The organism is Clostridium sp. HV4-5-A1G, from assembly GCF_900184915.1.
GTDB lineage: Bacteria > Bacillota > Clostridia > Clostridiales > Clostridiaceae > Clostridium_B > Clostridium_B aromativorans.
Genome location: NZ_FXYI02000103.1, coordinates 1 through 13,236, shown reverse-complemented (window position 1 = coordinate 13,236; position 13,236 = coordinate 1). Strand labels below are relative to the sequence as shown.

Below are 13,236 nucleotides of genomic sequence, written 5' to 3'. Positions count from 1 at the left end.
AAATATAATAATAAAAATTTAGGAGAATTTTCAATTTTGAGGATTCTCTTTTTATTTATTTTAGAAAAGGTGGAGTGTATTGTGAAAATTGAAGATTTTGGAGAAAAAATAGGTGGAGCTAAAAAAGATCTCTGGAAGGAAAGAAATTTTTTAATTTCAGATCTGGATTCTTTGTCTGACAGGGAAGCTTTTCAATTCTGTGTCAAAGACCAGATATGGAAGAAACCAGACTACAGAGAGATGTGCAATGACAATCCAAAGCTAGTGGTTTTCTGTATAAAAAAACTAAGAGATGCGTTGCCTGCAAAGGTGAAGCCCACACATGATGAAGAGGAAAACAAGAATAACAGAAAATTGTTTGTAGAATTTGTGTCCATAGTAAGAGATGTAGCAATGAATTTAAAATCAGAAGAGGACTTAAAGAATGTATTTTACGAGATTTTTGTACGTAATGGATATTATAGGCAAAGCTGGACAGGCAAAGTTTATAAGAATCCAAACATAAAAAATAAATTTACAACTGTTGCCTATAAAGTATCTCAATATCCGGAGGATTTTAGAAAAGAACTTTCGCGTATAGGGTTTCCGGATTCCTTGTCACAGAAAAATCCCTTAATAGTTAAGGAACAAAAGGGAAAGTTTTTCATATGCAAGAGCAGCTGCAAGAGCAGCAAATATTATTACAAAATTGTTTGTAAAAGCTCATTTGAAACAAGAGAAGAAGCAGAACTGTATATTGAAAACATGAATAAAAAAGGAAGTTCAATTTTCAAATTTCAGAGGCCAGTATTAAAAGGTATAGAAAGAAGGGGGCCTGCAAAAAGGAAATTTGAGGTATCAACGGATGAATTCCTTGAAATATTCGGCTTCAGAGGAGGAGAGTTCGGGAATTATGCCACTGACAGCGAAAGGCAGATGCATATAAATTATTGTTTCGACGCCCTTGTAGATTTGGCATATGTTCTAAATGTAGCATCAAATTTTATATCACTTAAAAGAGAGGGAGAAAGCAGCCTTGGAATAGCTTTTGGTGCAAGGGGCAGTGGAAATGCTTCGGCACATTATGAAAGCTGCAGGAGAGTCATAAATATAACAAAGATCAGGGGAGCAGGTTCACTGTCACATGAGTGGCTTCATGCACTTGACGATTTTATAGGCAGTATATGTGAGAATGAGGTAAGTTATCCATATGCTAGTTTTAATATTAATAACAGTAACAAACTGTCTCCTGAATTATTAAAAGTATTCAAGGACCTGATATATTCTTTGAAGTACAAGAATGAATCCGGAAATGCAAAACAGTCTGACTTTTTGATTGAATCCAGGAAATTAGATGAAGGAAGGAAAAAAGATTATTTCAGTACTATCCAGGAGATGTTTGCAAGAGCTTTTGAGGCATATGTGCAAGACTCCCTAAGGGAAAAAGGTTTTATAAGTCAATACCTGGTTCATGGTGTTGACAACAAATATTATTTCAGCAATAAACCTTACCCTGAAGGAGAGGAAAGGAAAGAATTCAATAAAAAATTCAAAGCTCTTTTTATAGAGTTGAAAAAATTCCTGAGCATCCCTGACTTTGAGATTCCTGAAGTGTATAACAGTCAGTCAACTCACTCGGTTATTATGGATATTTCAACTGAAATTATTAATGGAAAGCAGCTCAGCCTGTTTTAGAATGTGAAAAATAATTTATAATTTTAACCTTTTGTATTTAAAATACCACATATTAATATTAGAAATGAATTTAGTTAATACCCTGTAGGGTGACATTTGGATTTGGCCGTAAAGCTAAAAAATTGAAAGGTGGAATATATTATGTTGAATTTATTATCAAAATTCACGAACAAAAGTATAGCAGCAAAAAAGGAATTTGCTTCACAAAGAAAAATAGAAGAATTGGAACATGAAAAGATTATGCTGGAGAATTCTAAAAATGAACTTAAAACAAAATTAGAGGAGAAGCAGGAATATTATGATGCTATAATGTATATTATGACCTGCAATAATGAAGATAAAATTAAACATACGCTAAACTTGCATGGATTTAAGGAAAGTGATTTGTTTTCAATCAATTCTTCAGAAGATGGGAAATGTGATGTAACATTGGGATTTAATTCGTATGGTGAAGATGTATGCTCGAGAGATATGGACACGCATTTGGATGCACTTAAATTTTCAGCAGTCAGAACATTACTTGGATACAATATAAAAAGTTATTAAAGAATATGGCTAACAATTTCTATTATTACAATAAGTATAAAAATTTTTAGAAGAACTTTCAAACATTGAGAGTTCTTCTTTTATTATCAAAAATTACAAAAAATGAAAAGGTGGAATGTGTTATGTACAAGGAGAAAATTGAAAAGTTGGCTTCAAAGATAAAAGATAATGAAACCCTTGAAAATTTGAGGTTTGTGGAGAAAGATTTCAGCGAATATGTAAGGACGGTTGCTGATACAGAGAACATATTAACTATTGCACGTTTTAAATACCAGGGAGAAGAATTCAGAGAATATGTTGCCGGCCAGATGCTTTTGAGGAAAAGGGCAATGGCTTGTGCCGTATACAGTATAAAAATTCTCAACAAAATATGTCTTTTGCATGATGAACCTGTGATTTATACAGAAGATATCAGAAATACGGAGCAAATTGCATGTTTCTGTAAAAGTGTTGTGGATGAACTTTTTGAAAGCAGAAAGGCGGCCTAGCCATGACGTATATGGGAGCAATGATTTTGAAAGTTATTTCTATAGTTGCTTTGTCAATTATGTTCTGCAGAAATATTTTCAAATTCGCCAAGTCAGGAGACAAGGGTTGTGAAGCATCGTTGGCATTCTTAATAATAATATTTTTGTATGTCATAAATAAATAAAAAAGGTGGAATGTATTGTGAATAAAGTTGTATTAATTGGAAGGTTGACTAAAGACGTTGATTTGAAATTTACTCCGGGAAGCAATATACCGGTTGTCATATTTAATCTGGCTGTTGACAGGAAAGTAAAAAAAGAAGGACACCAGCAGGCAGATTTTATTCCTGTTGTTTTATGGGGGAAAATTGCCGAAGCTGCTGCACAAAATACATGTAAAGGGAAACTTATAGCAGTGAGCGGCAGAATTCAGACTAGAAGTTATAAAGCCAAAGATGGCAGTATGAGGTTTGTTACTGAAGTTATTGCGGAGGAAACCAAGTATCTTTCTCCAAAGTCTTATACAAGCCATTCTACAGGAAATTCTAACTATATTCCTGAGTCGGACATGAGTTTGGTTGGTGATGTACCTTTCTAAAAATTAAATTAATGATATAGAGGTAAGGGGGCTCTGGTATATGAAAACAAAAAAGAAGATATTGAAAAGAAAAATGGAAAATAAACTGGATGATTTGAATGAATTAAGGTCACTGAGCAAATCGGGATTAAAGATAAGAAAAGAAGAGCTAAAAATGATTACCAGGGAGATTTATATTTTGGGTGAAAAACTTTCTAAATTGTAACATAAAAAGCTGTCATTTAATATGGCAGCTTTTAAATTACCACATATTAAAAATATAAGGGAATACAAGGAGGTGCTCTTGATGGAAATAGATTATGATACTGATCCTAGATTAAGCATATTAAATGTTGCTTACATGTGTGGATTGACAGACATAAAAGAAGAAGGATACAGATTCACAGCAACATGTCCTTTCTGTGGTGCAAAACCTGGACATTTCTACCTGACACCAACGGATAGAAGAAATCCAAACTATAAAAATGTGTATAGATGTGTAAAATGCGGGGCTGCGGGTTCAAATATAAAATTGTATGCTGAACTTCATAGTTGTTCAACTAAAGAGGCATTTAAGGAAATCATGGGGTTTGACGTAAAAAGCAGTGTTGTGAAAAAAATTAAGAAAATGGAAAAGAAGTTAAACAAGCCTGTAATTCCAATGGCTGATATAGATACAAGAGATAAGGTTTATAGAAAACTTATATCACTGCTTTACGTAAGTGATAAACATTTGGGAAATCTTGTTTTGAGAGGTCTCACTGAAAAAGATATCCGTAAAAACGGGTATGCAACTCTACCAGAAAGTAAATATCTGAAAAGAAAAATATGTATAGAAATTCAGAAATGCGGTTTTTCCCTTAAAGGAATTCCAGGGTTTTATCCGAACAAATATAAAAATTGGACTTTCTGGACTCCAAAAAAAGGGGGATTTCTTGTACCTGTCAGGGATATATATGGCAGAATACAGGGATGTCAGATAAGAAAAAATGGTGAAAATATCAAAAAGAAATATCCATGGTTTTCATCGGGTTACATGAATGGAGGATGTGCTACCCAGGGGTTTTTTCACGTTTATTGGAATTCAAAACATTCCGGCAAAAAAGTGGTTATTACCGAGGGAGCATTAAAGGCAACAGTAGCTGGAATTCTATCAGATACAACGTTTTTAGCAATCCCAGGAGTAAACTCTTATAATGGTTGTGCAGAAATTTTAAAGAAAATGAAAGCAAAACGGATTTTTGTAGCTTATGATATGGATAGGTTTGATAATTCACAAGTCATGGAAAATCAGGTAAAGCTGATACAATATCTGAAATCAGAAGGATTCAGTGATATAAGAGTATGTACGTGGAATCCTTCGTATAAAGGCATAGATGATTATCTTAAGCATATTGTAGGTTAGAAAGTATGTGTATTGAATTATAAAAGTTCTGGAGATGATTAGGTGTGTCTCCGGAATTTTTTATACAAATAAGTTGAAACTCTAGTTTTTACCACATATTAAATATATAAAGGAAATTTGCAAATGCTCTTATATGGGTAACGTTTGGTTTTGACTATACAAGGTTAAAAAATAATGAAAGGTGGAGTGTATTGTGGATATAAACTCATTACTGCTTATAAAAGAGCCATCTCTTACGAAGGAAGGAAGAATATCTCAAATAGTATTGTGCAGTTATATTGATGGATACCTTGATGGTGTCAATGAACTGGACAAATATATATTGAAATTATTCAGATCAGCAGATAGATTGGATAGGCTAAGAGCTCATATGCTGTATACAATAACTAGAGAACTGAGAGAAACTACTTCAAAGGAATATAATAAACTTTGCGAAAATCTAAATAAGAAAATATAAAAGTATTCAACAAAAGCAGCTGATAAAATTTTGGCTGTTTTTTGTTTATAAAAAAATGAAAGGTGGAATGTATTATGTTATTTAGGACGACAAAAGGAATTTTTCAAGATGCGTTGGAAAAGGTTGTTAGAGCTTGTACAAAGACAAATATGAATGAAAATCTGGATGGAGTTCTGTTAGAAGTAAAAGATAGCAAAGTAACGCTTATGTGTACAGATCTTATAACTACAATTAAAGCAGCTTTTACATGCATGGATTTTGAAAATGGAGCCATTTTGGTAAATTCAAAATTCTTATTATCGTATGTAAAAGCCCTCCCAAACCAGGAATTGCTTATAAAATCAGAAGAAAAAGAAAACTCGGTGTCCATAGTTTCAGGAAAGTCTCAATCCAATATTGTATCTATGGATATAAATGCTTTTCCTGTTATAAAGCCAATTAAAAGTAAAGTAGAGGTAAACGTAATATCAGAGGAGTTAAAAAGAGCCTTGAAAGAAGTCATTTTTGCAGTTGCACAAGATGAAACAAGGCCTATACTTACTGGAGTATTTTTTGAAGTTGAAAATGGGAAATTAACTCTGGTTGCTCTAGATGGTTACAGGATGTGCATAAGTAGTATTCCTGTAGATTGTGATGAAAATGTGTCTTTCATAGTGCCTCAGAAATCAGCGGTGGAACTTCAGAGAATACTGGAAAATGACGAGCAAAATGTGAATGTAAAAATTTCAAAAAACATAATTGAATTTGCATTTAATGAAGTTTTTATTAGCAGTGTTCCATTAGAAGGCAGCTATATAAAGTGGAAAAATATAATTCCTGAAAATAGTGATACTGTTTGTACGATAGACAGGCTGGAGTTGGTATCTGTTTTGGGTAGGGCAGCAGCTATACTTACGGGAGAAAATAAGCTTGTAAAATTGTCGTTTACAAAAGATGGTAATCTTGATTTGTTGGCCAAATCTTCCATTGGAAGAGTAGAGGAAGAGATTAAAGTGAAAGACTTTCAGGGCTCAGAGCTAAAAATTGCATTCAATTCAAAATATATTTCTGATGTGTTATTATCCCAGGAAGATGATGAACTGGAATTTGACTTTTCAAACAATGTATCTCCAGTAGTTATAAAGAAGAAAGACAGTGATAATTATACCGGAATTGTATTGCCGGTTAGATTGGCAAATAAAGTGTGAGAGAAATTAAGCTAAAGTTTGTAATGCCAATTAACCGCCTATAGAGGTGAAAGCTTATAATTTAAAGATTATGGAAGGAGAAATTGTTTATGTTTAGTATTAAGAGTGAAGAGTTAAATAATTGGTACAGGTAATTATAGATAGTTGTTTTTACAATACAAAGATTTTAGGAACGAAATTAATGTGCGTGTTCAGGAGGTTAGCAAATGAAACAGGTTTTAAAATATCCCGGTAGTAAATGGAGTATAGCAGGTTGGATAATAAAGAATTTTCCCGAACATCATTCATATGTAGAACCATTCTTTGGTTCTGGTGCTGTTTTCTTTTCTAAGGTACCAAGTTCAATTGAGACAATAAATGATCTTGATGACGATGTAATAAACTTATTTACTTGCATAAGAGATAATTCAAAAGAGCTGGTTAGAAAAATTGCTATGACACCATATAGCCGTAAAGAATATGATGAAAGCTTTAAAATCGAAGCTCTTAATAAGGTAGACAAAGCATTAAACTTTCTTATTAAGTGCTGGCAGGGGCATGGATTCCGTACGAATGGTTATAAGGTTGGATGGAAAAATGATGTACAGGGCAGAGAAAATATGTATGCGGTTTATAACTGGTATCGTCTACCTGAATGGGTAATTGGTATAGTTGATAGGCTAAAACAAGTTCAAATTGAAAATAGACCAGCATTAGAAGTTATAGAAAGGTTTAATTATCCTAATGTACTAATTTATGCAGATCCACCGTATTTATTGGATACAAGAAAAGCGAAGCAGTATAAATATGAGATGACTGAACAGGATCACATAGAACTACTCGAAATATTGCTACAGCATAAAGGAAAAATAATTTTATCAGGATATCAGTCTGATTTGTATGATAAGATGTTAAAAGGATGGCACAAAAAAAGCGTTAAAGGTCAGGCTGAGTATTATGGTGCGGATAGAGAAGAAGTTATTTGGACAAATTTTGAACCACCAATTGAACAATTAAGTTTAGTTATATAAAGTTCTTTAAAATAACTTTTGTTAAAATAAAAAAATCTGGAGATACTCAAAAGGTATCTTCAGATTTTTGTGTAAATGAATTTAAATTTTACTTTTTTACCGTATATTAAAAATGAGAGATAACTTGGCTAACACTCTTATGAGTAACGATTTGTATTGGCTATAACGGCTTAAATATAGATATCAGGAACTGTCTTTAAGACAGTTTTTTTATATAAAAAATAAAAAAATGAAGGGTGGAATGTGTTATGCTATACAATGAATTTAGGCCCAAAAGATTTAGTGATATAGTAGGACAGGGGCATATAACTGAAATAATAAGGAACCAGGTTGTAAAAAAGAATGTTTCACATGCATATCTTTTTTCTGGCACCAGGGGTACGGGAAAAACTACTACAGCCAAAGTTCTGGCCAAAGCTGTAAATTGTTTGAATCCTAAAGATGGTGAACCTTGTGGTACATGTGAAATGTGCAAAAAAATAGAGGATGGAAACTGTATTGATGTAATTGAGATGGATGCGGCTTCTAAAAGAAGAATAGAGGACATGAGAAATATCATATCTTCACTTAATTATCCAACTACGGAAGCAAAATTTAGAGTTATTATCCTGGACGAGGTACACATGCTAACACAGGAGGCTGTCAATGCCTTTTTAAAGACTCTTGAGGAACCTCCCCAAAATACAATATTCATACTGGCAACTACAGATCCGCAAAAGCTCCCTGCTACTATTTTATCGAGATGCCAGAGGTTTAATTTTAGAAGGGTAAGTATAGAAGATATTTATAAAAGGCTTAAATATATTTCGGAAAAGTCATCTATAAAGGTAGATGATAAAAGTTTAGTATTGATTTCTAAAGTATCTGACGGAGGAATGAGAGATGCAGTAAGTATTTTAGATCAGGTCAAGGATTTAAATAATGTGTCTTATAAAGAGGTATCCGAGTTATTGGGTGTTTCAGGTAATGAAAATATGTTCAAGCTTTCTTCGTATATTTTTCAAAGAAATATCCCTGCAAGTCTTGAGCTGATAAATTATTTAGATAATCAAGGTATTGATTTCAATGTATTTATCAAAGATTTTATGAGGTTTCTCAGGCATATTCTAATGAGTAAGGTTATGGGCAGTGAAGCCAATTCTGTTATTCCCATGACTGACACTGATATTACAAGGCTGTCTAATTTGAAAGTTACTAAAGGGGAAGTTATTAATACTATAGAGCTTTTTCAAAAAATAGATTCGAGGGATAGAACTTCACTTGAACTAGCGGTTATAAAGGCAGGTAGTTTTGTTGGAAAACCTGCTGAAGGAAAATCTAATAAAGGTGTGGAGAATACTAATTACAATGAAGTGGATTTTGAAGAAAAGGTTAAAAAAATTACTTTTGCGAAAAAACAGATGGTAGAAAATTTCAAGAAGTTACCACAGTATAAGGCATTGGGAGATACGTTTGAAAAGTCCAAGATGTTTATAAATAAAGTTATGGAAATAAAAATTGTACCTGCCACTTTGAAAGAAAAAAACATACTTGAAGAAGGATATACATGGCTCGAAAAAGGATATAAACAGTTTTCAGGAATAAGCGATTTAAAGATTATTATATGTGACAATGGAGGGAAATGTTAATGGACAACAAAATTATACTGTATTCAAAATCCGAATACAGTATTTTAAAGAAGTTGAATTCTGTCAAAAAGGGAGTGGAACCACTAAATATTTCAGAAATAGATATTAAATCCTTGGTAAAACCTGAAGAAATAATATCAAAGTGCGAGACACTGCCTTTGATGGGCAAAAAAAGGGTAATCGTTATAAAAGCGGATTTCCTCTATGATGATTACAAAGACAAGCTGGGTATATTTAAATGTTTAAAGAAATATGTCAAGAGCCTTCCTAATTTTACAATCTTAGTTTTGTATGTCTACAAGAGGGACAAAAGAGAAAAAATCAGCAGAAGGATGAAGGAACTGCAGAAACAGGGTATGGAACTTATCATGGATTCAGATGATACTCTGGAAAAGAAGAAAATATTAAAATCGTTTTGTAAGGACAATAAATTGAATATAAATAATAAGATAATTGACTTCATGATAAATAGCAGTTCAAATCTGGATATGTTTATCAATGATCTGGATAAGCTTAAGTTTATGGATACTATATCTATAGAAAAAGTGAAAGATGTTTTTTGTTCACTGGATGATGATGATATTCTGGATCTTTTAAATGCCGTATCGGAAAACAGAAAAATTGATGAACTGCGCATTATAAATGTTTTACTCGATAGCGGGTTGCAGCCTGTTCAGATTATAAGAAGTATTGAGAAACAATATAACAGGCTAATATACTGTAAATCAGGGATGATGGCTAATAAAAATTATAGTGATATAGCAAAAGAGTACAAGTTGAACCAATATTTTTGTAAGAGACTCTGTAGTATTGCAAAGAAATATCAAATTCAAGATCTTGCTTATAATTTGGAGATTTGCAATGATCTGGATAAAAAAATTATAAATACAGGAGGACTTGACGTTAATACAGAGATGGAAATGATGATTATAAAGATAAGATAGATTAATATTATATGATAAAAGCTCCAACCTAAATTTAAGTTGGAGTTTTTATTTTTATAACATATTATTGTATAAACTTGCATATATGTTTCAATTTAAAGTATAATTTGCAAACATATTTGCAAACATAAAATACAATTTTTAATAACATTTCATAGTATTTAATAATAAATGAAAAAACGATAATCCTCAAGAAACCTTGATTTTGTGGACTTTATAATATATAATAATACATAAAAGTACATAGAAGACAGTTCGAAACCATCCTGTCTATAAACAAAACTATGGATTGATGCTATTGACAGTTCAATTACAATAGTCTATTTGTGATATATAAGGTGGGGAAATTTCTTCACCTTTTTATATTGTCTCTGTTATTTTAGATATAGATTGTGTGAGGGTGGCATTTAACGTTTCTTATACTTTTAAATTTTTAAACAGGCTAGGAGAGATAATATGAGTGCTTTACCGAAATTGAAAAGATATGGACAAATTACTGAGAGGCTTCCCAGGGAAATTGTGCTTTTAAGGGGAAGCGGGTGTTTTTGGGGAAAGTGTATTTTCTGCGATTACCATCTGGATCAGGACAGCAGTGCCTTTAGAAATTATAAGCTGAATTCTGAAGTGCTCAGGAGAGTTACGGGAAAATATGGAGTACTTCAGGTAATTAATTCCGGAAGTACGAGTGAACTGGATGTCTGTACTGTGTTTGAGCTCATCAGGTTGTGCAGGGAGAAGAACATAAAACAGGTTATTTTTGAGGGACATGTGAAATATGAGGAGAATATAGAGCTTTTTAAAGAACGGTTTTCTCCTGTTGAGCTGAAGTTCATAGTAGGTGCGGAGACCTTTGATGTGGATTACAGGGAAAATGTACTCCACAAGGGAATTGGACCGAGAAAAGCATGTGATTTCAAAAATTTTGACTGGGTGAATCTTCTCTTTGGAATGAGGGGACAGACACTTGAAGCTCTTAAAAAAGATGTAAAGCTTGCACTTGAATACTTTGAAAGGGTAACGGTGAATGTATTTTGTGAAAACAGCACTGAGGTAAAGAGAGACAATAAGCTTGTAGATGAATTTTATAACAGTGAACTGTTCAGAACCTTACAGACAACCTATTATAGTAGAGTAGAGGTGCTGGATGATATAGATGCCAGATGTAATGCAGATCTGGACGGAGTTGGAGGTAAGATAAATGAGTAGAACTGGTAAACTGGTAAAATTGGCTGTAGTGGCTGCAATATATATAGTGGCAACTATTGCATTGGGGCAGCTTTCCTATTGGGGTCCCATAGGGTTTAGAATCAGTGAAGTGCTTAACTTTCTTGCCTTTATAGATCCTTTTTATATAATGTCTCTTACTTTAGGATGTGCAATATCGAATTTTTACAGCTTCAGTATAGTGGACGTTTTCGTGGGCAGCTTTGCAACTTTTGTTGCCACCTATGCTATGTGGAAAACCAGGAATATGGCGGTTTCGATTATATGGCCTGTTTTAGGAAGTGCGGCTATAGCGGAGGAACTTCATGTATTGTACAAGGTGCCTTTTTTCTATACATTTTTTACCCAGGCGGTGGGAGAACTGGCAGTTATGATTTTGGGATATTTTTTATTCAAAAAGATATTTAAAAATTCCGCATTCTTGGATAGAATAAAGATAAAGCTTGATAATAAAAAATTGGAGAGCATAAAATTACAAAACATAAAAAAGGGCTAGTTATTCAAATGTCAGAGTTCAATATCAAATCTTGTTGGTTTTCGAACTTATCCGAAAATCCTCATTAATTGTGCATTGTGAACTGTGAATTGTGAACTGAATAAAAGGGGGAACCTGTATTATGGGGAAGAATCTTCTGAGTATTGATTGGGATTATTTCATTCCTATAAAGAGGAAATGGTGTGGTTCCTATATTGAAAACAGAAGAAATAATATTAATATATGGTATAAGAGATATTTTGAAGATATGAAAAATGGAGAAAATGTAGAAAAATCAGTTAGAACGGGTAGAGAACTCATAGGATTTTGGAATAGAATCAAGAGATACTTTATTATAAAAAAGGAGATGAAGATGTATGTATCTGATTCCCATAAAATTTCCTATTATATAGCAAAAGACAACAAATGTGATAAAGTGATAAATTTTGATGCTCATTCAGATCTAGGATATGGAGGACTGAAGTCCCTTAATTTTGAACTGAATTGCGGTAATTGGCTCGGAAAATTATTAAAAAATAAAATAGTTCAGAAGGTAAGCATAATTTACAGTCCATATACCTACGAGAGCAAGAAGGAATTTAAGGAAATAAACGAAAAATTTCATGTAAGTTATCATGAAACGGAGGACTTTAAGGACAAAATAGCTGTGGACTATATTCACATATGCAGATCGGGAAGCTGGACACCTCCTTGGTTGGATGCAGAATTTTATGGATTCATAAAGAGTTTGAATAGACCCTATAAGATATTTAAATGCCCAAAAAGAGAATGGGATCCAAAAGGACTTACTCTTTCCGATAAAATATATATAACACTCTAATATTCTATTTTTAGGGGGATTGATAATGTGGTTGAAAATTTTGAAGTAAAGAACAAGGCCGGGAAAGTCCTGAGGGGGATTATAAATAGACCTGAAATAGAGTATAAAATGCCGTGCATAATTTTCTGCCATGGATTTATGGGGAACAAGCTGGGTCATGATTTTATGTTTGTGAAAATAGCCAGGATTTTAGAAAGTATGGGAGTAGTTTCTGTAAGATTTGATTTTGCCGGTAGTGGTGAGAGTGATGGTGATTTTTTGGATTTGACGATATCTGGAGAGATTGAAGACTGCAGTTCAGTTATTGATTATGTAAATTCAGTTTATTATGTAGACAAAAATAAAATAAATATCTTGGGATTCAGTATGGGCGGTGCAGTTGCAGCAGTAATTGCCTGTAATTATTCAAATTTAATTAAAAATACTGTCCTTATAAGTCCTGCATTCAATATGTATGATGTATTTATAAATGAAGTGAGAGGGAGCAAACTGGAAAAATTTCTGCACACTGGATATATAGAATTTGAAAATAACCGGCTTTATAAGAGTGCTGTAGAAGATGCATTTAACTATAATTTTTTTGATTATTTGAAAGGAATAATGGGAAAGGTACTAATAGTTCAGGGAACGGAGGATCAATCAGTGCCGCCTCTTTATTCCAAGCGGATTAAAGAAATGCTGGAAGATAAAGCTTTTTTAAAGTTTGTTTCCGGAGCTGATCACTGCTATTCAAGTGTGGCCTATTTTAAGCAGCTGGCAGACAACATAGTGGATTTTACAAAAAAATATATAATATCTGTA

At 32.9% G+C, this 13,236-nt stretch carries 16 protein-coding genes; all 16 read left to right on the top strand.

Annotation, left to right across the window (positions count from 1 at the left end):
* Nucleotides 1–81 precede the first annotated feature (81 nt).
* Nucleotides 82–1,674, top strand: a complete 1,593-nt coding sequence (locus J5G60_RS11625) for an LPD1 domain-containing protein (protein WP_150358381.1) — start codon at nucleotides 82–84, stop codon at nucleotides 1,672–1,674.
* Between the two features lie 141 nt (nucleotides 1,675–1,815).
* Nucleotides 1,816–2,220 (top strand): hypothetical protein, encoded by a 405-nt coding sequence (locus tag J5G60_RS11620; RefSeq protein WP_150358382.1) that lies wholly within the window; start codon nucleotides 1,816–1,818, stop codon nucleotides 2,218–2,220.
* Between the two features lie 65 nt (nucleotides 2,221–2,285).
* Nucleotides 2,286–2,708, top strand: a complete 423-nt coding sequence (locus J5G60_RS11615) for a DUF3232 domain-containing protein (protein WP_268905688.1) — start codon at nucleotides 2,286–2,288, stop codon at nucleotides 2,706–2,708.
* Between the two features lie 2 nt (nucleotides 2,709–2,710).
* Nucleotides 2,711–2,872, top strand: a complete 162-nt coding sequence (locus tag J5G60_RS11610; RefSeq protein ID WP_179977658.1) for a hypothetical protein — start codon at nucleotides 2,711–2,713, stop codon at nucleotides 2,870–2,872.
* Nucleotides 2,873–2,889: 17 nt separating this feature from the next.
* Nucleotides 2,890–3,285 (top strand): single-stranded DNA-binding protein, encoded by a 396-nt coding sequence (locus tag J5G60_RS11605; protein WP_150358384.1) that lies wholly within the window; start codon nucleotides 2,890–2,892, stop codon nucleotides 3,283–3,285.
* A 40-nt stretch (nucleotides 3,286–3,325) separates the two neighbouring features.
* Entirely contained in the window at nucleotides 3,326–3,490 is a 165-nt protein-coding gene (locus J5G60_RS11600) for a hypothetical protein (protein ID WP_179977656.1), read from the top strand.
* Nucleotides 3,491–3,571: 81 nt separating this feature from the next.
* Entirely contained in the window at nucleotides 3,572–4,669 is a 1,098-nt protein-coding gene (locus tag J5G60_RS11595) for a DUF3854 domain-containing protein (protein ID WP_190972250.1), read from the top strand.
* Nucleotides 4,670–4,862: 193 nt separating this feature from the next.
* Nucleotides 4,863–5,126, top strand: a complete 264-nt coding sequence (locus J5G60_RS11590; protein ID WP_150358386.1) for a hypothetical protein — start codon at nucleotides 4,863–4,865, stop codon at nucleotides 5,124–5,126.
* A gap of 74 nt (nucleotides 5,127–5,200) precedes the next feature.
* Entirely contained in the window at nucleotides 5,201–6,313 is a 1,113-nt protein-coding gene (gene dnaN, locus J5G60_RS11585; protein WP_150358387.1) for a DNA polymerase III subunit beta, read from the top strand.
* Nucleotides 6,314–6,519: 206 nt separating this feature from the next.
* On the top strand, nucleotides 6,520–7,323 hold the full coding sequence (locus J5G60_RS11580; RefSeq protein WP_150358388.1) for a DNA adenine methylase: 804 nt from the start codon (nucleotides 6,520–6,522) through the stop codon (nucleotides 7,321–7,323).
* 248 nt (nucleotides 7,324–7,571) lie between these two features.
* A complete protein-coding gene (gene dnaX, locus J5G60_RS11575) occupies nucleotides 7,572–8,951 on the top strand; it encodes a DNA polymerase III subunit gamma/tau (RefSeq protein WP_150358389.1) in 1,380 nt (459 codons plus the stop codon).
* Nucleotides 8,951–9,895 carry a DNA polymerase III subunit delta gene (gene holA, locus J5G60_RS11570; RefSeq protein ID WP_179977649.1) on the top strand — a complete coding sequence of 315 codons (945 nt, stop codon included), beginning with the start codon at nucleotides 8,951–8,953 and terminating at the stop codon, nucleotides 9,893–9,895. Before dnaX ends, holA begins: the two co-directional genes overlap by 1 nt.
* Before the next feature lie 456 nt (nucleotides 9,896–10,351).
* The gene (locus tag J5G60_RS11565; RefSeq protein WP_150358391.1) at nucleotides 10,352–11,101 is read left to right on the top strand and encodes a hypothetical protein; all 750 of its coding nucleotides are present in this window, start codon (nucleotides 10,352–10,354) and stop codon (nucleotides 11,099–11,101) included.
* Nucleotides 11,094–11,615 (top strand): QueT transporter family protein, encoded by a 522-nt coding sequence (locus J5G60_RS11560; protein WP_150358392.1) that lies wholly within the window; start codon nucleotides 11,094–11,096, stop codon nucleotides 11,613–11,615. Before J5G60_RS11565 ends, J5G60_RS11560 begins: the two co-directional genes overlap by 8 nt.
* A 121-nt stretch (nucleotides 11,616–11,736) precedes the next feature.
* Nucleotides 11,737–12,435 (top strand): arginase, encoded by a 699-nt coding sequence (locus J5G60_RS11555; protein ID WP_150358393.1) that lies wholly within the window; start codon nucleotides 11,737–11,739, stop codon nucleotides 12,433–12,435.
* Nucleotides 12,436–12,462: 27 nt separating this feature from the next.
* A partial coding sequence (locus J5G60_RS11550) for an alpha/beta hydrolase family protein (RefSeq protein WP_207876543.1) occupies nucleotides 12,463–13,236 on the top strand: 774 nt, incomplete at its 3' end.

Coding starts and splice junctions, on each gene's coding strand:
- J5G60_RS11620 (WP_150358382.1), top strand. CDS start 1,816: ATGTTGAATTTATTATCAAAATTCACGAACAAAAGTATAGCAGCAAAA.
- J5G60_RS11610 (WP_179977658.1), top strand. CDS start 2,711: ATGACGTATATGGGAGCAATGATTTTGAAAGTTATTTCTATAGTTGCT.
- J5G60_RS11600 (WP_179977656.1), top strand. CDS start 3,326: ATGAAAACAAAAAAGAAGATATTGAAAAGAAAAATGGAAAATAAACTG.
- J5G60_RS11595 (WP_190972250.1), top strand. CDS start 3,572: ATGGAAATAGATTATGATACTGATCCTAGATTAAGCATATTAAATGTT.
- dnaN (WP_150358387.1), top strand. CDS start 5,201: ATGTTATTTAGGACGACAAAAGGAATTTTTCAAGATGCGTTGGAAAAG.
- J5G60_RS11580 (WP_150358388.1), top strand. CDS start 6,520: ATGAAACAGGTTTTAAAATATCCCGGTAGTAAATGGAGTATAGCAGGT.
- dnaX (WP_150358389.1), top strand. CDS start 7,572: ATGCTATACAATGAATTTAGGCCCAAAAGATTTAGTGATATAGTAGGA.
- holA (WP_179977649.1), top strand. CDS start 8,951: ATGGACAACAAAATTATACTGTATTCAAAATCCGAATACAGTATTTTA.
- J5G60_RS11565 (WP_150358391.1), top strand. CDS start 10,352: ATGAGTGCTTTACCGAAATTGAAAAGATATGGACAAATTACTGAGAGG.
- J5G60_RS11560 (WP_150358392.1), top strand. CDS start 11,094: ATGAGTAGAACTGGTAAACTGGTAAAATTGGCTGTAGTGGCTGCAATA.
- J5G60_RS11555 (WP_150358393.1), top strand. CDS start 11,737: ATGGGGAAGAATCTTCTGAGTATTGATTGGGATTATTTCATTCCTATA.